Origin of the sequence: Streptomyces sp. NPDC058231, assembly GCF_042882275.1 — a bacterium.
Classification (GTDB): domain Bacteria; phylum Actinomycetota; class Actinomycetes; order Streptomycetales; family Streptomycetaceae; genus Streptomyces.
In genome coordinates this window covers 1-20,719 of the sequence record NZ_JBHVWN010000102.1, presented here as the reverse complement: position 1 = coordinate 20,719, position 20,719 = coordinate 1, and the positions used below count along the sequence as shown (strand labels likewise).

The following is a 20,719-nucleotide window of genomic DNA, read 5'->3' as shown; positions in this document are numbered from 1 at the left end:
CAAATTCATCGACCCGATGACCTACATAGCCAAGGGCGCAGGCGCCGGCATCTCCAAGATCGGTGACATCGCCAAGGGCCTCAAAGGCATCGGCAACGTCGAGATACCGACCCTCCCCGACGGTGCGATCCAGCTGCCCAACGGCAATCTGCTGGACCCCCACGGCAATCTGCTCACCCCGCACGGTTCGATCGACACACCCCCGATTCCGCACTCCACCGTGCCCGGGACCGCGGGCCTGCCGACGTCCTGGCAGATTCAGCCGCCGACGGCACCGGGCATCCACGCAGGCGGATTCGACAACGTGCCGGCCGGCGCGGGCAGCCATGTGCCGGGCGCTCCGGGTGCACACGTACCGAGCGGGTCGTTCGGCCCCGCCCCCGCCTCGTTCGACCCGGCAGCGCACGTACCCGGCACCGCACCCGGCCACGTGCCCAGCGGCACATTCGGCCCCGCCCCCGCCTCGTTCGACCCGGCAGGCCACGTACCCGGCGGACCGGCAGCGCACGTACCCGGTGACCACTTCCCGGCAGGCGCAGCGCACGACGTACCGACCACGACCCCGCACGTCCCGGGGCACGACATGCCGGGTACGACCCCGCACGTCCCGGAGCACGACGTACCGACCACGCACGGGCACGACGCACCCGGTACGCACGGGCACGACGCCTCGCACCCCGGCGGCCACGCCGACGACGCGGCATCGCACGCCGACGACACGGCATCGCACGCCGACGACGCGGCGCACGCCGGTGACACGGGCGGTCATGTCGACCCGCACGGCCCCGCCGGAGACGCGCTGCACGGCGCCGACGACGTGACGTCTCCCGGTCACCCCGGTGTGGACGATCCGGGCGTCGGCGGTGCGGCGGACGACTTCAAGTACACCCCGCACATGTCTGCGGAGGACTTCAAAGCCCTCTCGAATGCAGAGAAGCACAGGGTCGCCGCAGCCGAACTCACCGATGGCACAGTTCCGTTCACGGACGACCTGGCAGCCATCGACTACGGCCGGGACTACTGGAACGACTACGTGGACAACCTGGACCCGTCGGCGAAGCAGGCGCTCTGGGACTACACCGGTGAGACGTTCCCCTCGTACCACGACATGAACGGCCATCTGCGGGGCACTCCCGGCTTCGGCCCGAGCCCCGAGGTGCTGCATGACATCACCGAGATGGACAAGGTCATGTCGACCCGGCCGGTGCCCGAAGACATCATGGTCGTCCGGGGTACCGGTCTCGGCCACCTCCACCTGGACTCGCCGCTCGACATGATGGGCAAGACATACCCGGACAAGGGATATACCTCGACCTCCCTCGGTAATCACCCGGTTCCCAGCTTCGCGGGCAAGGAAGCGATCCTGCACCTCCGTGTACCGAAGGGCACACCCGCCCTCTGGCTGGAGAAGGTGAGCAAGTTCGACGTGGAGGAGCGGGAGCTGCTCCTGGCCCGTGGTTCCGAGTTCAAGGTGACCCGTGTCTTTATGGAAAATGGTCAAGCCCATGTCTACGGGGAAGTCCTACCTGCAAAGTAAGGGAACATTGCACGCATGAGCAGCGAGAAGCGACCCAATCCGCGCTTGAACGAAGACCTCCTGTTCAACGAGGCGCCTGAAGGGCCACCTCGTTACAGCCGGCTGTCCACCAAGCCAGTTCAGTACCTGACCGTGGCGGACAAGGACGGCCAGGTGATCGGCTACGCCTGGGCGAACGACGAGGAGGACGCGGCCGGATGGGTGGTCCGCAAGGCGGGCGGTGACGAAGCGTTCAACGAGGGCTCCGTGTGGGCCTTCAAGCTCCATGACGCCAAGGCCCGGGACATCGCGCCGACCGCGGCCCTGGCAGAGATGATCCAGGAGTCGGACCCCACGAAAACCAGCCACGTCGTACCCGACTCCCTGACCGAGGCTCCGAACGCCGACGCGGTCAGGCAACTGGGCAACTCGAACTGAGCCGCCGGACCGCCGCCGCCGAGAACCGGCCGAATCCGCGCTTCGAGGAGGACATGCGGTTCAGGCGGATCGCCGGGCCGCCCCGCTACAACCGTGTCGCGCGGGGACCCGTGCAGTACGTGCGGGTGGCCGCCGACAGCGGTGAGGTACTGGGGTACGTGTGGGCCGACGACGAGGGCGTCGCCGCCGGCTGGGTGACGCCGCCCGGGCTCGGGCCGGACGGAATCAACGCCGGTGCCGCGTGGCTCAGGAAGCTGCGTGAGGCGAAGGCGCGCGGTATCGCACCCACCGCACTGCTCGCCGAGCTGATCCGGGACACGAGCAGCTCCAACGGGAGCGGTGTCGTGCCCGGATCGCAGGCCGAGGCACCGACGCTCGACGCTCTCAGGGAAATGGTGGGCAAGGGACGGCCTCTCAGCACCTGAGCGGCGCCCGGCGGCCACCCAACCCGCGCTTGAACGAGGACTGCTGTTCGACGGAGCGCCCGGGGCCACCGCGCTGCGCCCCCGTCGCCCATGGGCCTGTTCAGTACTGACCGTGGTGGACCGGGACGGTCAGGCGATCGGCTACGTCCGGGTAGCGCACAGACGCCGCGGCGATGGTCGTCGAGCGACCCCCGCCGCACCGCGGCCCGGACTTCGTCGGCGGCTCCGGGGGATCACCGGGCCCGTCCCCAAGTCGGCGCTCCCCCGCCGGTATCGCCCTGATTCCTCTCCTTTGGCTCCGCTTCATGATTGTCCGAGGTCTGTCCCACTCCTGGCTCCGGGTTGTACTGCTGACTTGTCCATGCCTTATGTTGCGGAGGCAATGCAAGGGGGAATCCGTATGCCGCAACACACGCGGACAGTGGCCCGGCAAGGCGACACTCACGCAGTGGACGCACGACGCCGCACCGGCCCTGCGCGGTGGCAGTCGCGGACATGTCCCGCCGTACGGGGACACCTCCGGCCGGAGACCGATGGTTCACCGACCATGACTGAGGCAACGGACGACTGAGGCAGCGGACGACTGATGGCACGGGATTACGACAGCCAGCTTCTGGAGTCGGTGGCGGTACGCCGCCGCAGGATGCGGGACGCGCTGCTGTTCGGCGTGCAGCGGTCGCGGCGCACAGCGGACGAGCGACTGGGCAAGGTGTTCGCCGGAATCGCCATCGCGGCCGTGCTGTGCGCCGGATGCGTCGGATGGTCCTTCCTCCAGCACACGCTGGCGAAGCAGAAGGCCGAGCAGGAGAAGCAGCAGCGCCAGGAACAGCAGTACGAGCAGCCGGCGCCCACGGCGAAGCCCGACGGGTCCGGCAAATCCAGCCCGAGTTCCCCGTAGCCATGACCGCCCGGCAACTCCCGCGACCAACCCCGCGGGCACTCCCGGTCCGCCCCAGTCCTCGACGTCGCGACGATAGGTTCCCGTAAAGTGGTGAGCACAACAATGACTTCCCGAGCTCAACTGAGCCGGGTGACCCTGGTCGGCGAGCGACGCCGGGCCGACATCGTCCTGCCCTCGGACACCCCGATCGGTCAACTGCTTCCGGACATACTCCAGTTGCTGGACGACCGGGCCGCGTCCCGCCCGATGACACGTCAGTTGATCACGTCGGACGGCTCCGCGCTTCCGCACGACAGCACGCTGTCGTCGGCCGAGATCGCGGACGGCGCCGTACTCCGGCTCGTCCGCGCCCACTCCGCGCCACCCGCCCCCGTCGTGCACGACGTCACCGACCTGGTCGCCGACGACCTCGACCTGCAGGCGTGGCGCTGGCGACCCGCCGCACGCCGGACCAGCGCCGGCGTGGCGACCGTCGCCTTCGCCGTGATCGCCGCGCTGCTCGCCCGCCAGGAGTTCGCACTCGGCGCCCTCGCCGGCGCACTCGTCGCGGTCACGCTCGTCCTCCTCGCGGCCGGCGCGCTCGTCGCCAGGATCGGCCAGGGCAACCGCGGCCTCGCAACCGCGCTGCTGCTCGCCTCCGGCGGACTCGGCATCGTCACCGCCTGGACCGCCGCCGACGCGTACGACTGGCCGGGGACCGCCCGGCTCGCCGCCGTCGCCGGCGCACTCGTCCTGGTACTGCTGCTGCTCGGCTACTTCTCACCGCTCGGCCGTGGCGGACTCATCGGCGCCATCGCGACCGCCGCGATCACCGTGGTGTGGGAGGCCGCCGCCGCTCTCCAGAGCGACCTGTCCCGCCTCGGCGCCGTCATGGCCGTCTTCTCCGTGGTGCTGCTCGGCCTGCTGCCCCGGCTCGCCCTGATGGCCTCAGGGCTCACCACACTCGACGACCGCCGCTCCGGCGGCGTCTCCATCAGCCGCCACCAGGTGGGCAACGCGCTCGCGGCCACGCACCGCGGCCTCGCGCTCGCGACGACGGTCACCGCGATCTCCGCGGCGGCCGGCGGCTGGCTGCTCACCCTGGCGGACCGGCCCACGGTCTGGGCCGCGGCGCTCCCCTCACTCGTGGCCCTCGTGCTGCTCTCCCGGGCCCGGGCCTTCCCGCTGGTCGCCGAGGTCGTGGCGCTCTTCGCCGCGGCCGCGGTCCTCGTCGTACGCCTCGTCGTGGTGTGGATGCACCACTCCGGGGGTGCCGCACCGCTCGCCGTCCTGTGCGCGGCCGCGGTCCTGCCGCTGCTCGTACTGGCGGTCCAGCCGCCCGAACACGTACAGGTCCGGCTCCGGCGCATGGGCGACCTGGTCGAGTCCATCGGCGTCGTGGGGCTCTTCCCGCTCGCCGTCGGCGCGTTCGGCCTGTACGGACAGCTGCTCAACAAGTTCTGAGTCGACGCTCAGGCGCTCCGAGCGGGGCAGCAGGGCGGAAAAAGAAGGGCTGACATGCCGAACGCAGAAAACTGGCAGGGTGACGTGCTGCGCGACCTGCGCGGCGCCACCCCGCAGGGCACGCCGCAGCAGGGCGGGCAGCACCCCGCCGGACAGCCGCAGGGCGCCCCCGCGAACCCCGGCTTCCCCCCGCAGGGCGCCCCGGCGCCGGAGGCCGGCTACGGGTACCCGCCTCCCCAGCACGCAGGGCACCAGGCGGGCGCCGCCGAGCAGTACCAGGCGCCGCAGTACCCGCAGGGGCAGAACCCGCAGCAGCCGTACCCGCAGGGCCCGTACGCGCAGGGGCAGAACCCGCAGCAGCCGTACCCGCAGGGGCAGTACCAGGCCGCACAGCAGCAGGCCGCGCAGGCGCAGCCCTACCAGGCACCCCAGCCCCAGGCACAGCAGTACCAGGGGCAGCAGCCGCAGGCGCCCTACACGCCGTCCACCCGCCCCCACCACACCCCCGACTCCCGGCCCGTCGTGGACAAGAGCCTCGTCACCGCGGGACGCAAGCCACGGCACGGGCAGTCCTTCGCCTCACGCGCCACCCGTGCCCTGCGCCGCACCGTCTCCTCGTCGGCCGCGAAGGAGGTCGCCGAGATCACCCGGATCGCGGAGATGCTCCAGCAGCCCGTGACGACCGGCCGGCAGATCGCCGTCACCTCCATCCGGGGCGGCTCCGGCAAGTCGACCGTCGCCGCACTGCTCGGCACCACCTACGCGCACTACCGGCAGGACCCGGTCCTCGTCGTCGAGGCCGATCCGTCCCTCGGATCGCTGCCCCTGCGGCTGGGAGCCGAGACGCTGCGCTGGACCATCGGCGACTTCGCGGACATCGTCGAACCGCAGATGTCGCTCCTCGACATCACCGGCTACCTCGTCCAGCTCCACGGCAACGCCTGGCTGCTCCCCGGCAGTCAGGGACAGATCGGCGCGATGCTGGGCAGCAAGGCGTACGAGGGCGTCATGGTCTCGCTGCGCCGCTACTTCGGCGTCACGGTCGTCGACTGCGAGACCCTGCCCGCCGAGGTCGCCCGTGTCGCGCTCTCCGCCGCCCAGGCCCGCATCCTGACCGCCCCGGCCACGCTGGAGGGCGTCACCAGCACGTACTCCGTGCTCCAGTGGATGCAGGGACTGCCGCAGCACGTGATCGCCGGAACCGTCGTCGTCCTCACCGAACTCGTACCGCACCCGGGGCTGGACCTCGCCGAGGCCGCCGAGAAGCTCAGGTCCACCGGCGCGAGCGTCCAGGTCCTGCCGTACGACCGGCACCTGGCGGCAGGCGGCCTGATCCGCACCGAACTGCTCGCGCACGCGACCAGGGAGGCGGCCACCCGCCTCGCCGCGGACGTCTTCCAGCTCTCCCAGAAGCGCCACTGACCCAGATGCCGAGCCCGACCGTGAGTGACGGACGCCGATGAGTACCCGACTGATCCACCGCCCGGCCAGGACCACCCGGCCCGCGGCCCCCTCCGAGGCACGCACCATCGAATCCCCGCCCAACCTCCCCGAGGGGAAGTCGGGCAACATCGCGATGTCGCTGCTGCCCGTGGCCGGTGTCATGTCGTCCGTCATCATGATGACGGTCGTACGCAACAGCCAGTTCGCCGGGCTCGGCGCGATCATCCTCGTCGTCACCGTCATCGGCTCCCTCGCGCTCGTCTTCTCGCAGCGCGGCAAGGCCCAGCGCACCCGCCGCACCCAGCGCGAGGCGTATCTCGCCTACCTGGAGGACCTGCGCGAAGAACTCTCCGGCGAGGAACGCGAACGACGCGAGCGGACCGAGATCCTCACCCCGCCGCCGGACGCCCTGTACGACATCGTGCGCGACCCGGCCCGGCTGTGGGAACGCCGCCGTGTCGACGGCGACTTCCTCCGCGTGCGCGTCGGCACCGGCGAGATGCCCGTTCGCGACCTGACCCTCGCGCAGCAGGGTTCCTCGGTCCTCACCCCGCCCGACCGCTTCATGCTCAACGAGGCGTCGGCCCTGATGGCCCGCTTCCGCACCGGCACCGAACTCCCCCTCACCGTCCCGCTCGACCGCGTCGGCAACGTCAGCGTGATCGGGCCCCGCGAGGACTGCCTGCGCGTCGCGCGCGCCCTGCTCGTCCAGACCGCCGCGACCCACGCCCCCGACGACGTGGCCATGGCACTGGCCGTCCCCGGCGACCGGCTCGCCGACTGGGAATGGGCCAAGTGGATGCCGCACCTGCTCGACACCGAACAGCTCGACGGCCCCGTCGCCGCCCGCCGCATCGCACCGTCCGCACCCCAGCTCGCCCGGCAGATCGGCGCCGAACTCCGCCGCCGGGCCTCGTACGCGGCCGAGGTGCGCCGCGGCCTCTCCAACAAGGACGCCCTGTCCATGACGTCCCGCCTCCTCGTCGTCGCCGACGGGCACGGCGAGGACGCCGTCGACCTGCCCTGCCCGGACGACGCCGTGGGCCTGCGCGACATGGGCGTCACCATGCTGCACCTGCTCGAACAGCGCATCCAGGAACCGGGACACGTCGGCGTACGCATCACCGTCGACGGCGACCGGATACTCATCGAGGACCTCCGCGAGCAGGAACCGATCAGCGCCCACGGCACCGTGGACGAAGTCAGCATCCCGTTCGCCGAGGGCCTGGCCCGGATGCTCGCTCCGCTGCGCCTGGCCGCCGAATCCCTCGTCGACGCCCCGCTGTCCGGCCCCGTCGACTTCGCCGACCTGCTCGGCATCGACGACGTGGCCCGGCTCGACCTGGCCCGCCTGTGGGCGCCACGCGGCGAACGCTCCTTCCTGCGCGTACCGATCGGCGTCAGCGACTCGCGCGAACCGGTCCTCCTCGACCTGAAGGAATCCTCCGAGCTCGGCATGGGCCCGCACGGCCTGTGCGTCGGGGCCACCGGATCCGGCAAGTCGGAACTGCTGCGTACCCTCGTCCTCGCCCTGGTCGCCACCCACCCGCCGGAGGACCTGGCACTCGTCCTCGTCGACTACAAGGGCGGCGCGACCTTCGCCCCGTTCGCGGACCTGCCGCACGTCGCCGGCGTCATCACCAACCTCGAGAACCAGGCCGGACTCGTCGAACGCGTCCACGCCTCACTCGCCGGCGAGGTCAAGCGCCGCCAGCAGGTGCTCAAGGACGCGGGCAACGTCGCCGACATCGGCGACTACGCCGCGCTGCGCGCCGAGAAGCGCCCCGACCTGGACCCGCTGCCGCACCTCTTCGTCGTCATCGACGAGTTCGGTGAACTCCTCACCGCCAAACCGGACTTCATCGACCTGTTCCTCTCCATCGGCCGCATCGGCCGGTCCATCGGCGTGCACCTGCTGCTCTCCAGCCAGCGCATCGAGGGCGGCAAGCTCAAGGGCCTGGACACCTACCTCTCGTACCGGCTCGGGCTGCGCACTTTCTCCGCCGACGAATCCCGCACGGTGCTCGACACCACGGACGCCTTCCACCTGCCGCCGCTGCCCGGCTTCGGCTTCCTCAAGGTCGACACGAGCCACTACGAACGCTTCAAGGCGAGCTACGTCTCCGGCGCCTACCGCGGCCCGGTGCAGCGCGCCGAGGAGGAGGACACCGGTCCCCTCGCCCTGGAGTACGAGGCGTACAACACCCTTGCCAAGAGCGAGAACCCCGGCGACCGGGAGCCCACCGCCCGGCGCCGCGAGACCGGCCCCACCGAGATGGGCGTCATCGTCGGACAGCTGCAGGACGCAGCCGATCCGGTACGCCGCATCTGGCTGCCCCCGCTGCCCTCCGCCATCGCGCTGGACAAGGTCGCGGGCCCCCTGGACGTCGGCCCCCGCGGCATGCAGCTCGCCAAGCGCCGCGGCCCGCTCCAGGTGCCGCTCGGCCTGCTCGACGACCCCACCAAGCAGTGGCAGGGCCAGTGGTACCTGGACCTCACCGTGGCGGGCGGTCACGCCGCCGTCATCGGCGGCCCGCAGTCGGGCAAGACCACCCTGCTGCGCACCCTCGCCCTCTCGCTCGCGCTGACCCATACCCCGCAGGAAGTCGGCATCTACGGTCTCGACCTGGTCGGCGGCGGCCTCCAGGCACTGGCGGACCTGCCGCACGTCGGCGGCGTCGCGGGCCGCGCCGACCGCGAACGGGCCGGACGCACCGTCGAGGAGGTACGGGGCGCCCTCGCCGCCCGCGAGGACCTCTTCCGCGAACACGGCATCGACTCCGTCGAGCAGCTGCGCACCCTGCACGCGGCCGGTCGGCTGCCCCAGCTGGCCTCCGCCGAGATCGTCCTGGTCATCGACGGCTTCGGCGCCCTGCGCGACGACTTCGAGGAGCTCGACGACGCCGTCATCGACATCCTCAAGCGCGGCGGCGGCTACGGCATCCACGTCGTCGCGGGCATGCTCCGGTGGAACGACGTCCGCATCGCCACCCAGTCCAACTTCGGCACCCGTGTCGAACTCCGCCTGAACGACCCCAGCGAGTCCAGCATCGACCGCAAGCTCGCCCAGACCCTCTCCCCCGACGAACCCGGCCGCATCCTCACCGACGGCAAACTCTTCACCCAGGTCGCGCTGCCCCGGACGGACGGGCTCGCCGACACCTCGGACCTGGGCGCCGTCCTGGAGCGCACGGCCCGTACCGTCCGCGCCACCTGGAGCGGCGAAGTCGCCCAGCCGGTACGGGTCCTGCCGCACGTCCTGGAACCGCACCTGCTGCCCGGCCCGGCCGCCGAACCCCGGCGGGTACCGATCGGCCTGGACCAGACGGCGCTCGCGCCCGTGCTGCTCGACCTGTTCCACCACGACCAGCACCTGCTGATCATGGGCGACAGCGAATGCGGCAAGACGAACCTGCTCAAGACGATCGCCGGCGGGCTCATCGAGCGCTACAGCGAGGACGAACTGGTCTTCGCCGTCATGGACCCGCGGCGCGGACTGCGCGGCGCGATCCCCGAGGAGTTCCGCGGCGGCTACGCGTACAACGCCAAAATGTGCGCGGGCCTCGCCGCCGGCATCGCCACCGAGCTGGAGAAGCGGCTGCCCGACGACAGCGCGGGCACCGAGGACCTGGAACCCGGCAGCTGGGGCAGCGGACCCCGGATCGTGGTCCTCGTCGACGACTACGACGTACTGACCACCGCGGGACTGGCCCCGCTCGCCCCGTTCCTGCCGTACATCCCGTCCGCGGTCGACATCGGCCTCCACTTCGTCCTGACCCGCCGCGTCGCCGGCGCCTCCCGCGGCATGTACGAGCCGCTGGTGCAGGGCCTGCGCGAGTCCGGATCCTCGGCGATCCTCATGGCGGGCGACCGCAGCGAGGGCCAGCTGTTCCCCGGCGTCTACGCCACCCAGCAGCCCGCGGGCCGCGGCGTCCTCATCCGCAGGGGTCAGTCGAACCGCCTGATCCAGACCGTGTACACCCCCGGGTGAGCCATCCGGCAGCCGGCCCGCGCAACCGGGCCGCGCGACGCACGACCACCACGCCACGGACGACGAAGGACCGGACGACCACATGACCAAGGACGTCATCGCCCTCACCCCGAGAATGCCCGACGCGCTGAGCGTCCTCGCGGGCCTCCTCTCCGGAGGCCCCGACAAGCTGGTCGACACGGCCGGCGAGGACGCCGTCGTGCAGCTCTGCGACGAACAGGGCCGGCCGCTCGTCTCCGTCGAGGCGCCGCTGCTCGTCCAGGTCGCGGGCGAGGCCGAGCGGCTGCTCGGCGCGCAGGCGCCCCAGGTCCCGTTCTGGTGGACGGAGGCACGTGCCACCACCGGCGTCGAGGAGGCCGAGCGGATCGCGGGCACCTTCGCCGCCCGCCTCGTCTCGCTGGCCGGCGGCTCCGCCTGGCCGCCGGAGGCCGCACGCTCGCTGGCCGTGGTGAAGACCGACGGGGTCGGCGTCGCGCCCGCGCCGGCCGCCGCCCAGCCCGCCGTCGACGCCCTCACCGACAAGGTCGCCGTCGTCATCCAGGACCGCCCGGTGGTCGCGATGACGGCCTGGCTCTCCGACGCGTTCCGGGCCACCGCCAACGCCGAACTCGGCCTCCAGATCGTCACCGCCCCCGGCGTGACGCTCTCCCCCGCCGTACGCAACAGCCTGCCGGGCTGGCCCTCGCGCTGGGTCGTGCAGGACGAGCGGGACGGCTACTACGACGGGCTGTCCGGCGCCGTGCTGCGCTGGCAGAACGGCATGTTCGCCACCGTCGAGGGGGCCGACGCGACCCCCGAGGATCCGCGCACCCCGGTGGCCGCGTCGTTCAAGGAGGTCGCCGGCACCGGCGAACGCCAGCTGGCCGTCTCGTTCCGGACCGTCCACCCCGCGGACGAGCGGCTCGTCCTCGGCGGCTCCATCGAGTCGGTGTGGCGCGAGCTCACCGGCGCGCCGCCGGCCGGCTGGGGCACCGCGGAGCCCGCCAACCTGCCGTGGTCGCTGCGGCAGCTGACCGACGTCGCCTACGACAGAGCGCCCGAGCCGACCTGGTTCGTGGTGGTCGGCAGCCCGGACCGGCCGGCTCTCGCCACGGTCCGGATCAGCCGTACGACCGGAGGCGTGGAGGAGGACGTCACCCTGGCGTTCGGCTACGGGGCCGACGAGGACATGCCGCTGGACGCCCTTCCCCGGGCCGCCGAGATCCTCGCCACCCGCCACCACCTGCAGTCGATGCTCGTCCAGATCCGCAAGGCCCGGCGCGACCTGGCGGTACCGGCACGGTTCGAGGGCCCCGGCGTCCCGCTGGCCTTCGTGCTGGGTGCGGAGGAGGTCCGCGACATGCCCGGCGACCGCGCCCGCCGCACCCCGCTGGCCGAGCCGCCGGTCCAGCTCGGCCCGAAGACCCGCCCCGCGCTGTACTACCCGCTGCCGGGCGACCCGTCGGACCTGTCGGGCTGGCAGGACTTCGAGCGCCTGATGCGGCACCTGAAGGGTGCCTGAACCCCGCCCGCGCCTCGCCCAGCACATAGAAGAACCCCAGGTCAGCACGTGGCTGACCTGGGGTTTTTGAGCCCCCCGTCGGATTCGAACCGACGACCTACGCATGACAAAGGCCTGCAGGATCAGCCCGGCTGGTGCTGGAGGTGCCGTTGAATCCTGTCGCAATCGGAGCTGCAACCACTGCTGGCCTACTTGCCCTCCGCCCGGCCGTACCACTGGAGGGCCTGTCCGGTCACTGCGGCGATGCACTCGAAGTCGTGATCGCGATGGAGCAGAGTGAGCCCCTGCAACTCCGCGGTTGCGGCGACGACGAGGTCGACCGCTCCCGCGCTTCGGTGTTTCCCCTGCTTGGTGAGGGCTTCCTGGACCTGCCGGGCGCGGTCGTAGGCACGGTCGTCGACGGGAACCCAGCCAAAGATCAGCCGCAGGTCCTCGATGCCGCGCGCCCGGTCGGTGGCCGACCGGGCGCTGTGGAAGAACTCGAGCTCGGTGATGGGGCAGGTAGCGATGAGTCCGGCGGCGGCGGCCTGGTCCCAGCCGTACTGCTCAGCGTCCCCGCGCAGGAATCGCGCGAGCGCGCTGGTGTCGATCAGGAACTGGGCCGCGTTCACCGGCGGTAGTTCTCCTTGTTCTCGAACAGCTCCAGATCGAACGCGCCGTCGCCGGCCGCGGACCGCAGCCGGGCGAGAGCCAATGCGCGACGCCGGCTCTCCAGCACCTCGCGAAGAGCGGTGTTGACGGTCTCCTTCTTGGTGCTCGTCCCGAGGGCTGTCGCCACGTCCGCGACCAGGTCGTCGTCCAGGTCGATAACCGTCCGACTCATGTGCACCTCCCTGATATCTCGCGAGGCGTCTTGCGGGGGTGGCATCCAGACGACCGGCCGGCGAGTCCTGCCCGGGCATGTTCGCGGGGTGCTCCGAGAGGGTGGACGTGCCGGCTGTCTTGTCGAACGCCGAACCGATCGACAAGCTGTGTACATGACATCCCCCCGCACCTTGCGGCGTCCCGTCAGAGGCGGCGTAGCGGACACCCGAAATCACGCCTTACCCCGGAGGTCGGACATATGCGCTTGAATTGTGCAAGGCCGCGACGCGGCGGGTGGAAGAGAGCGCTCAGGCTGTTTCCCGTCGTCGCGGTCACGGTGGCGGCCACCGTCGTCGGGACGCCGAACACGGAGGCGGCGGTGCCCCCGGCGCCGTCGGGCTTCACCCTCACCTGGAGCGACGACTTCAACGGTGCGTCCGGCACCGGCATCGACCAGAGCCTGTGGAAGTACGACACCGGACCGGGCAGCAATTTCGGCACCGGTGAGATCGAGACCATGACCAGTAGTACGTCGAACGTGTACTACGACGGCCAGAGCCACCTGGTGCTCCGGGCTCAGCACTCCGGTTCCGACCCGCAGAGCGGATGGACGTCCGGGCGCGTGGAGACCCAGGCGGCGACCTTCGGCGCCCCGGCCGGCGGAGTCGTACGCATCGAGTCCGTTCTCCAGCAGCCCGACGTCAGCACCGCCAACGGAGCGGGCTACTGGCCGGCGTTCTGGATGCTCGGCGCACCGCTGCGCTCCGGTGTCACCTGGCCGAAGTCCGGCGAGGTCGACATCATGGAGGACATCAACGGCCGCAGTTCCGACTTCAGCACCATCCACTGCGGCGTGAGCCCGGGCGGGCCGTGCAACGAGTCGACCGGCATCGGCTCGGGCGAGCGCGCCTGTTCGGGCTGCCAGACCGGCTTCCACGACTACGCGGCGGAGATCGACCGCTCGGTGTCGCCGGAGCAGATCCGGTTCTACCTCGACGGGAACAACTTCTTCACCGTCAGGGCCAACCAGGTGGACGCGACAACCTGGTCCGACGCGATCGACCACCCGTTCTTCATCATCTACGACCTGGCGATCGGCGGCGGCTTCCCGGCCGCGTTCGGCGGTGGCCCGAACGCGGCCACGGTCTCCGGCGGCAAGCTGGTGATCGACTCGGTGGCCGTGTACAACAAAGCGCCCGGCAGCGGACCGGTGACCGGCCGGACGATCATCGGTCCGGGTGGCAAGTGTGTGGATGTGGCGGGTGACGACAGCGGCGGCGACGGCACCGCGGTCCAGTTGTGGGACTGCCAGTCGGCGGCCAAGGACCAGCACTGGACCTGGAGCGGCCAGACCCTGCAGACCCTCGGCAGGTGCCTGGACATCGCCGGCGGCGTCAACGCGGCCGGCACAAAGCTCCAGCTGGCCACATGCAACGGCGGGGGCTACCAGAACTGGGTTGCCAACGCCGATGGCTCGATGTCCAACCCGACCACGGGCCGGTGCATCGACTCACCGTCGGGTGCCACCGCGAATGGCACGCGACTGCAGATCTGGGACTGCAACAGCTCCGGTGCCCAGAAGTTCGCCCTGGGATGAGAGTGAGGAGGGTCTCGGCCACCGATGGGGACCGCCGCCTGCCCGACCCGGACAGTCCGTCGGCCCTCAGGGAGTCAACGGGCCCGCGACCGTCACCGTGAACCGCCTTTCCGGACCGATCGGGCCCGGACGGGTCGTCCGGCCCGCACCGGCCGGATCGTGCGCGGCACAGTCGAAGTCGCTCGGGAGACCACGAACGTCGAAGGCCCCCGCGGCAAGCTGCGGGGGCCTTCGGCGTATTGCCCGGTGAGAGCAACGGCGGCTCTCCCCTCACGCATCGCTCACCCAGGCCCTCCTACGGCACCCCAGCCATCTGACGCACCATGTCAGGAACAGCAGAAAACCCCAGGTCACGGGCCATGTGACCTGGGGTTTCTCCAAGCCCCCTGTCGGATTCGAACCGACGACCTACGCATTACAAGCTGTCCGATCTCGGTCCGCAAGCGTCCGCCGTCGTACGCCGTTTCGCCCGCGCAGCTGGTCAGGGGGTGATTCGTACTGTCACGGACGGTGGCGGACAGCTCCGGATCGGTCGGCCATCGAGACCACAACTGAGACCGGCGCGCAGACGCCACCCCCAGTCCGCCAGGGCAGACGGGAGATTCCCACGCGCCGTTAGGGTGCCTCGCGGATCAGCCGTCAGGGATGGGGCTGACACTCGCCTTAGGAGCTTCGATCACTGACTCTCCGCCGCCCGCACACGGGGACCTCCGGCCGCCGGACTGTGTCGCTTGGGATGCAGCTGTGCGCCGTTCATGTCAGCCGTAGATGTCACGCCACGGCAAACGCAACGCGACGATCATCTCTGTAGCCAGTCACTCGGGAACGATACCTAGAGCGAATAGTGCAGCTTGAGCGTCGGCGTGTCCGTCGTCGGCTGCGCTGGTCCACCAAGCGCGGGCGCCCTCCGTGTCGCCCTCCTCGTGCAGAAGCAAGCCGAGGTAGGCCATGACGTCGGTGTTTCCGGCGTCGGCTGCGCGGCTCCACCAGGCGCGGCAACCCTCCGCATCGCCCTCCTCGTGCAAAAGCACGCCGAGGTTGAACATGGCGCCGTCGTGTCTGTCGTCGGCTGCGCGGCTCCACCAGGCGCGGGCGCCCTCCGCGTCGCCCTCCGCGCGCAGAAGCAAGCGTCGGCAGCGCGGGTCAACCAGGTACGGGCACCCTCCGTATCGCCCTCCCTGTGGTTGGTCATGGCGTCCGTGTGCCCGTCGTCGGCTGCGCGGGCGTACCCATCAAGACCGACCGCAAGGGTCGCACCAAGCGCGGCAAGGACTGCCGCCGCTGCAAGGCCACCGGCAAGCGCATACGCGTCGGCCGCCACCTCTACAACGTCGCCGCCCGCCTCCATCGAGACGGCACCCGGTAGGGCTTGTCGGTGCCGCGGCACTCCTTGGGCTGGCAGGTAGTCGGGCTGCCGCGTTGCCCCCGCTCTGACGACGACGGTGCAAGCTGCCCGATCAGCGTTGTGCGACAAGGCGCGTATCAGTTGGCCCCGTGTCGCCTGGCGGCGTGACGGATCTCGTGCACGGCGCCCGGCTGTTCCAGCAGCATCGCCCCGACCTCGCGCTCCTCATGGTGGATGCGCAGTCGCGGGCCGTCGGCGATCACACGCAGCTCCGGCCACGGGTGCCGCCACAGCAGGGCGGAGCGCTCCCACATCTGCATGCCGTGGGTGGTCACCCGGAGTTGATACTGCGGGCCCTCATGGGCTGCGGGCGGGGTGTGTTCGGTGTATGGAGGCCGGACGGTGTAGGTGCCGAGCACCTTCTCCCCGGGCTCCAGGACCTCGTTGCGGATGCCACGTCGGCGGCCGATCTGCGCCCCGGTCCAACCGCCGAGCCCAGCCGTCAGCAAGGCCACGGCCACCACCACCCACCACGGCAGATCAGCCCCGGCCCCGTAGCTGACGACCGCCACCACCGCGGACAGTGCCGTCACGACAGCGCCGGACAACCCGGCACGCCGGATACGCCAATCCATGCCCCGCCCCCTCATTTACCTGCCCCTTAGTTCCGCAAGAGCAGTCCTTCCTTGCGCTAGTTGAACGCCGCAACGATACGTGAGGCCGTCGTGCGTAGCAGCTCAGCGCACAGATAGGTGGGGACAGGGGGAGATGGATCGGCGGCGAAGGGCTAGCGCCGAACCCCCATAGACAGGCAATTCACCTCAGCAGCACCACACCGGAAAGGGGCCCGTCGTGGCCGTCACCGTCTCCCTGGTCCTGCTCTTCGGGCTGGTTCTGTTCTTCCTGCTCCGCTCCAACACCCTCGGCTACGGCTCCGCGTTCATCGCCGTCATGTTCGGGTTCTTCCTCGCCTCCACCGGAGCGTCCGACCCGATCAACGAACTCACCCACGCCGTCATCAAAGCCATCCCGAACCTGTAGAAGACCCCGCCATGAACGAACCGCTCGTTCAACACCACTGGGTCGCCCTCGCGGCCCCGAGGGTGGCCCCGGCTGTCACTACCTCCACCGTGCTCATCCTCGGGAGGATCTGGAACGCCAACGGCGCCGAACACTCCGTCGGCAACGCCGCGTTGATAGTCGTCCTCGCGGCCGGAGTCGCAACGGCCGGCGCATTCGCCGCCGCCGGACGGGGTGGAGGTGACGGCGTCGTTGCCGCGACGGCGTTCGCCACTTCCGGAGGGCTCGCCCTGGCCGGGGTCGCCGGATACGCCGACGGGCTCTCGCTTCCGCTGCTGCTGTGGGTCCTGGCCACCGCCGTCGCGTACGGGATCGCCGCGCGGTACTGGCGCACCGACCGCCGCGACACCCTCGCCTACGACCGGCAGACCACGGTGCGCCGCGAAGAGCACGCCCACACCGAGCGCATCGAAGCCCTGCGCGCCGGGGCGCAGATCGAGGGCGCCCGCGAAGGCGCCGCATACGCCACCGCCCTCGACCAAGCTCTCACCCACCGCGAGGCCCTGCCCGGCTTCGACCCCGTCGCGCTCACCCGCGCCGGGCTTCCCGAACTCTCCGCAGCTTCAGCGCCTCACCTGGCGCCACGGCTGAGGTGAGGCTCACGCCTGTGGCGCGCGTCTTCATCGCTTCGAATCCTGTCCACCGGCCTGCACCACGCACAAGGGCCACAAGGGCCACAAGCGCGGTTGCCCGAAGCCTTGCGCCAAGACGTGCACGAGCCACGCGAGCGCGTGCCCGCTGCGCAAGGGGGGCGGTCTCGTCTTCTCGCGGCCCAAGATGAAGAAGAGCCGGAACGCCGTTCCGATTCCACCTGTCTTCATTCCTTTCCTTCACGACCACAAGGCCCGGCGGGAAGCGATGCGGGCCGCAGCGGGCGAGCTGTGGCAGGAGTACGACGTCGTTCTCACGGCCGGACGGGCGCCCGCTTGACCCACGCGCCGACTACGAAGAGTTCAAGGAACTTATCGGGGAAGCTGGGATCGACGACCGCCGCCTGTACGACGGCAGTCGCCACACGGCCGGCACGATCCTGAATGAGCTGGGCGTGGACATGCCCACCATCATGGAGATCCTTCGGCATACCCAGATCAGTCAGACGCGGCGGTACGTGAAGGGGCGGTCCCACCTGTCGAAGGACGCCATGCGTCGCATGGGCGAGTTCTTCGTGTCTGCTCCCCCGAAGCCGGATCCGGGCCCCACTGAGACCAGAACTGAGACCCCCGACACCCGCGCGGCCCGCGCTCGACGCCGTCGCCGCATCCAGTGACGACGAAACCCCAGGTCAGATGAGGTCTGACCTGGGGTTTCTCCGAGCCCCCTGTCGGATTCGAACCGACGACCTACGCATTACAAGTGCGTTGCTCTGGCCAGCTGAGCTAAGGAGGCATTCCGGAGCAGTGTAACCAACGCTGCGACCTGTACCGGCAGAAATTTTTGCATCTTCGAACTACTGACATATTCGAAATGGCCAGGTAGCGTCGCTGAAGGTTCACCCGAGTGGACCAGACCACTCCTCTTACTCGGATCGTCCGGCACGTTCCTGCCGGTGAAGGAGAAGATTCAGCATGGCCAGTGTCACGTTCGACAAGGCGTCCCGCGTCTACCCCGGCTCCACCAAGCCCGCCGTGGACCAGCTGGAGATCGACATCGCGGACGGTGAGTTCCTCGTCCTCGTCGGCCCTTCCGGTTGTGGCAAGTCGACCTCCCTGCGCATGCTCGCGGGTCTCGAGGACGTCAACGGCGGCGCGATCCGCATCGGTGACCGCGACGTCACGCACCTGCCGCCGAAGGACCGGGACATCGCCATGGTGTTCCAGAACTACGCGCTCTACCCGCACATGTCCGTCGCGGACAACATGGGCTTCGCGCTGAAGATCGCCGGTATCAACAAGACCGAGATCCGGGCGAAGGTCGAAGAGGCCGCCAAGATGCTCGACCTCACCGACTACCTGGACCGCAAGCCGAAGGCGCTCTCCGGTGGTCAGCGTCAGCGTGTCGCGATGGGCCGCGCCATCGTGCGTGAGCCGCAGGTCTTCCTCATGGACGAGCCGCTGTCGAACCTCGACGCCAAGCTCCGTGTCTCCACCCGTACGCAGATCGCGTCGCTCCAGCGCCGCCTCGGCATCACGACCGTGTACGTCACGCACGACCAGGTCGAGGCCCTCACCATGGGTGACCGTGTCGCGGTCCTCAAGGACGGTCTGCTGCAGCAGGTCGACTCGCCGCGCAACATGTACGACCGCCCGGCCAACCTCTTCGTCGCCGGCTTCATCGGCTCCCCGGCCATGAACCTGGTCGAGGTCCCGATCACCGACGGTGGCGTGAAGTTCGGCAACAGCGTCGTCCCGGTCTCCCGCGAGGCGCTCACCGCCGCCGCCGACCGCGGCGACACCACGGTCACGGTCGGCATCCGCCCGGAGCACTTCGACATCGTCGAGCACGGTGGCGCCGCCGCCAAGTCGCTCTCCAAGGACAGCGCCGACGCCCCGGCCGGTCTGGCCGTCTCGGTCAACGTCGTCGAGGAGCTCGGCGCCGACGGCTTCGTCTACGGCTCCGCGCAGGTCGGCGGCCAGGACAAGGACCTCGTGGTCCGCGTCGGCGGCCGCGCCGTCCCGGAGAAGGGCACCAAGCTGCACGTCGTGCCGCGCCCGGACGAGCTGCACGTCTTCGCGACCTCGACCGGCGAGCGTCTCACCGACTGACGTCGGCACCCGCCGTACGACGGCCCCGCACCCTCGTGGTGCGGGGCCGTTCGCGTACCGGAAGGCGCGCACGGGTTTGGTCCTGGACAGCCCCCTTCTTCGCCAAATACCCTGATACTCCGGTCATTTCACCGGTGCTCGTCAACGTGGGATTCGAAAAACGCCCTCGAACCATCCCCCGCAAGAGTGACGTAATGTCGCCAAATCATCACTGCCCGCTACGCTCGCCGTGTGACCCACACCGCGCGCCGCATCGGCCGAACTCTCGCTCTCGTCCTGCCCGTCGTCATGGTCCTCTCCGGGACCCTCGCGGTCACCCGCGTGCCGTGGGCAGCGCACAACTCCGAGTCGCAGGTACTCACCGCGTCGGCTCGCACCGTCTCCAAGCGCGCCAAGTCGCTCACCCCGCAGGACATGCTCCGTGACCGGCTGCTCGTCGAGCTGAAGCAGAAGGACCCGGGTGCCGCGCTGACGGACCTTCAGCGCGCCGTCGAGGGCCGCCCGTCGCTGGCCCGGCACTGCATGTCGATCGCGAAGGCCCTGGGCCGCGCCGCGGTCGAGCAGTACGGCCCGACGCGGGCGCACCGGTTCTCGCGCCCGGTCTGCGACACGTCGTTCGCCTCGGGTGTCGCGCAGTTCAGCTGACCCGCACCGCACGGGCACGCCCTATCGTGCCTGGCATGCATACGTATCCGACGCAGGCCGTGATCCTGGCAGGTGGCCAGGGATCGCGGCTGCGCCCGTACACCGACGACCGCCCCAAGCCGATGGTCGAGATCCCTGGTACCGGGACTCCGATCATCGGCCATCAGCTTTCCTGGCTGGCTGCCGAGGGCGTGACCGATGCCGTCGTCTCGTGCGGTCATCTGGCCGAGGTGCTCCAGGAGTGGCTCGCCGAGGCGGTGCTGCCGCTCCGGGTGACCACGGTGGTGGAATCGGAGCCGCTGGGCCGCGGTGGCGGCCTGAAGTACGCCGCCGCCCGGCTGCCGGACCCCGCGGAGCCCTGGTACGCCACCAACGGCGACATCTGGAGCCGGTTCTCGTTGCGGGAGATGGCGGCGTTCCACGCCGAACGGGACGCGACCGCCACGCTGGCCCTGGCCCGTCCGCGCATCCCCTGGGGCGCCGTCGAGACGGATGCGTTCGGGCACATCACCGACTTCATCGAGTCCCCGCCGTCCCCGTATCTGATCAACGCGGGTGTCTACGTCTTCTCCCCGACGTTCACGACGCTGCTGCCGGAGCGCGGCGATCATGAGCGGACGACGTTCCCCTGGCTCGCCCGCGAACGCCGGCTGGCCGGCTACCCGCTGCCGCACGGGGCGTACTGGCGGGCCATCGACACGGCGAAGGACCTGACCGAGGCGGCGAAGGAACTGGACGGCCTGTAGGGCCGCGAGGCAGGCGTACGCGGGGGCGGGGCCCCCGGGGGGGGGGGGACCCCCCCCCCCGGGCGAAACCCGCCCCCCCCGGGCCCCCCCCGGAGGGGGGGGCACGCCGGGCCCGCGACCACCGACACCCCAAAAGGTGGGG

The 20,719-nt window shown here is 70.4% G+C and carries 20 protein-coding genes and 1 tRNA gene; 16 read left to right on the top strand and 5 right to left on the bottom strand.

Going from position 1 to position 20,719, the window contains the following annotated elements:
* The 8 genes from ACFVXE_RS36500 to ACFVXE_RS36465 all read left to right on the top strand — a co-directional run.
* On the top strand, positions 1-1,537 hold a 1,537-nt coding region (locus ACFVXE_RS36500), incomplete at its 5' end, for an ADP-ribosyltransferase (RefSeq protein WP_389677806.1).
* A 45-nt stretch (positions 1,538-1,582) separates the two neighbouring features.
* Positions 1,583-1,954, top strand: a complete 372-nt coding sequence (locus ACFVXE_RS36495) for a hypothetical protein (RefSeq protein ID WP_389677804.1) — start codon at positions 1,583-1,585, stop codon at positions 1,952-1,954.
* 53 nt (positions 1,955-2,007) lie between these two features.
* On the top strand, positions 2,008-2,379 hold the full coding sequence (locus ACFVXE_RS36490; protein ID WP_389677803.1) for a hypothetical protein: 372 nt from the start codon (positions 2,008-2,010) through the stop codon (positions 2,377-2,379).
* Between the two features lie 586 nt (positions 2,380-2,965).
* Positions 2,966-3,277, top strand: a complete 312-nt coding sequence (locus ACFVXE_RS36485; RefSeq protein ID WP_389677801.1) for a hypothetical protein — start codon at positions 2,966-2,968, stop codon at positions 3,275-3,277.
* 105 nt (positions 3,278-3,382) lie between these two features.
* Entirely contained in the window at positions 3,383-4,723 is a 1,341-nt protein-coding gene (gene eccD / locus ACFVXE_RS36480; RefSeq protein ID WP_389677799.1) for a type VII secretion integral membrane protein EccD, read from the top strand.
* 54 nt (positions 4,724-4,777) lie between these two features.
* Positions 4,778-6,145 carry a MinD/ParA family protein gene (locus tag ACFVXE_RS36475; protein ID WP_389677797.1) on the top strand — a complete coding sequence of 456 codons (1,368 nt, stop codon included), beginning with the start codon at positions 4,778-4,780 and terminating at the stop codon, positions 6,143-6,145.
* Between the two features lie 37 nt (positions 6,146-6,182).
* Positions 6,183-10,157 (top strand): type VII secretion protein EccCa, encoded by a 3,975-nt coding sequence (gene eccCa / locus ACFVXE_RS36470; protein ID WP_389677796.1) that lies wholly within the window; start codon positions 6,183-6,185, stop codon positions 10,155-10,157.
* 82 nt (positions 10,158-10,239) lie between these two features.
* A complete protein-coding gene (locus ACFVXE_RS36465) occupies positions 10,240-11,658 on the top strand; it encodes a DUF6177 family protein (RefSeq protein ID WP_389677794.1) in 1,419 nt (472 codons plus the stop codon).
* Between the two features lie 188 nt (positions 11,659-11,846).
* On the opposite strand, the gene ACFVXE_RS36460 is transcribed toward ACFVXE_RS36465, so the two are convergent.
* Both ACFVXE_RS36460 and ACFVXE_RS36455 read right to left on the bottom strand, forming a co-directional pair.
* Positions 11,847-12,269 (bottom strand): PIN domain nuclease, encoded by a 423-nt coding sequence (locus ACFVXE_RS36460; RefSeq protein WP_389677792.1) that lies wholly within the window; start codon positions 12,267-12,269, stop codon positions 11,847-11,849.
* Positions 12,266-12,481, bottom strand: a complete 216-nt coding sequence (locus ACFVXE_RS36455) for a type II toxin-antitoxin system VapB family antitoxin (RefSeq protein ID WP_389677790.1) — start codon at positions 12,479-12,481, stop codon at positions 12,266-12,268. Before ACFVXE_RS36455 ends, ACFVXE_RS36460 begins: the two co-directional genes overlap by 4 nt.
* A 360-nt stretch (positions 12,482-12,841) precedes the next feature.
* Between ACFVXE_RS36455 and ACFVXE_RS36450 the strand changes: the two genes are divergently transcribed.
* On the top strand, positions 12,842-14,059 hold the full coding sequence (locus ACFVXE_RS36450) for a ricin-type beta-trefoil lectin domain protein (RefSeq protein WP_389677788.1): 1,218 nt from the start codon (positions 12,842-12,844) through the stop codon (positions 14,057-14,059).
* An 815-nt stretch (positions 14,060-14,874) separates the two neighbouring features.
* Here ACFVXE_RS36450 and ACFVXE_RS36445 read toward each other — a convergent pair.
* Positions 14,875-15,105 (bottom strand): hypothetical protein, encoded by a 231-nt coding sequence (locus ACFVXE_RS36445; RefSeq protein WP_389677787.1) that lies wholly within the window; start codon positions 15,103-15,105, stop codon positions 14,875-14,877.
* 122 nt (positions 15,106-15,227) lie between these two features.
* Between ACFVXE_RS36445 and ACFVXE_RS36440 the strand changes: the two genes are divergently transcribed.
* Positions 15,228-15,425, top strand: a complete 198-nt coding sequence (locus ACFVXE_RS36440; protein ID WP_389677810.1) for a hypothetical protein — start codon at positions 15,228-15,230, stop codon at positions 15,423-15,425.
* 116 nt (positions 15,426-15,541) lie between these two features.
* Here the strand turns inward: ACFVXE_RS36440 and ACFVXE_RS36435 are convergent, their stop codons facing one another.
* A complete protein-coding gene (locus ACFVXE_RS36435) occupies positions 15,542-16,039 on the bottom strand; it encodes a hypothetical protein (RefSeq protein ID WP_389677785.1) in 498 nt (165 codons plus the stop codon).
* Between the two features lie 217 nt (positions 16,040-16,256).
* Between ACFVXE_RS36435 and ACFVXE_RS36430 the strand changes: the two genes are divergently transcribed.
* The 3 genes from ACFVXE_RS36430 to ACFVXE_RS36420 all read left to right on the top strand — a co-directional run bounded on the left by ACFVXE_RS36430 (position 16,257) and on the right by ACFVXE_RS36420 (position 17,751).
* A complete protein-coding gene (locus tag ACFVXE_RS36430; protein WP_389677783.1) occupies positions 16,257-16,445 on the top strand; it encodes a hypothetical protein in 189 nt (62 codons plus the stop codon).
* An 11-nt stretch (positions 16,446-16,456) separates the two neighbouring features.
* A complete protein-coding gene (locus ACFVXE_RS36425; RefSeq protein ID WP_389677781.1) occupies positions 16,457-17,080 on the top strand; it encodes a hypothetical protein in 624 nt (207 codons plus the stop codon).
* Between the two features lie 215 nt (positions 17,081-17,295).
* Positions 17,296-17,751: a tyrosine-type recombinase/integrase gene (locus ACFVXE_RS36420; protein ID WP_389677808.1), complete on the top strand. Its 456-nt coding sequence runs from the start codon at positions 17,296-17,298 to the stop codon at positions 17,749-17,751.
* 45 nt (positions 17,752-17,796) lie between these two features.
* Here the strand turns inward: ACFVXE_RS36420 and ACFVXE_RS36415 are convergent.
* A tRNA-Thr gene (locus tag ACFVXE_RS36415) sits at positions 17,797-17,870 on the bottom strand.
* A 179-nt stretch (positions 17,871-18,049) separates the two neighbouring features.
* Here ACFVXE_RS36415 and ACFVXE_RS36410 point away from each other — a divergent pair.
* From ACFVXE_RS36410 to ACFVXE_RS36400, 3 genes are all read left to right on the top strand, one after another.
* Entirely contained in the window at positions 18,050-19,186 is a 1,137-nt protein-coding gene (locus tag ACFVXE_RS36410) for an ABC transporter ATP-binding protein (RefSeq protein WP_389677780.1), read from the top strand.
* 231 nt (positions 19,187-19,417) lie between these two features.
* Positions 19,418-19,831, top strand: coding sequence for a hypothetical protein (locus ACFVXE_RS36405; protein WP_389677778.1), 414 nt, complete (start codon positions 19,418-19,420; stop codon positions 19,829-19,831).
* Positions 19,832-19,866: 35 nt separating this feature from the next.
* The gene (locus ACFVXE_RS36400; RefSeq protein WP_389677777.1) at positions 19,867-20,577 is read left to right on the top strand and encodes an NDP-sugar synthase; all 711 of its coding nucleotides are present in this window, start codon (positions 19,867-19,869) and stop codon (positions 20,575-20,577) included.
* Positions 20,578-20,719: the final 142 nt, after the last annotated feature.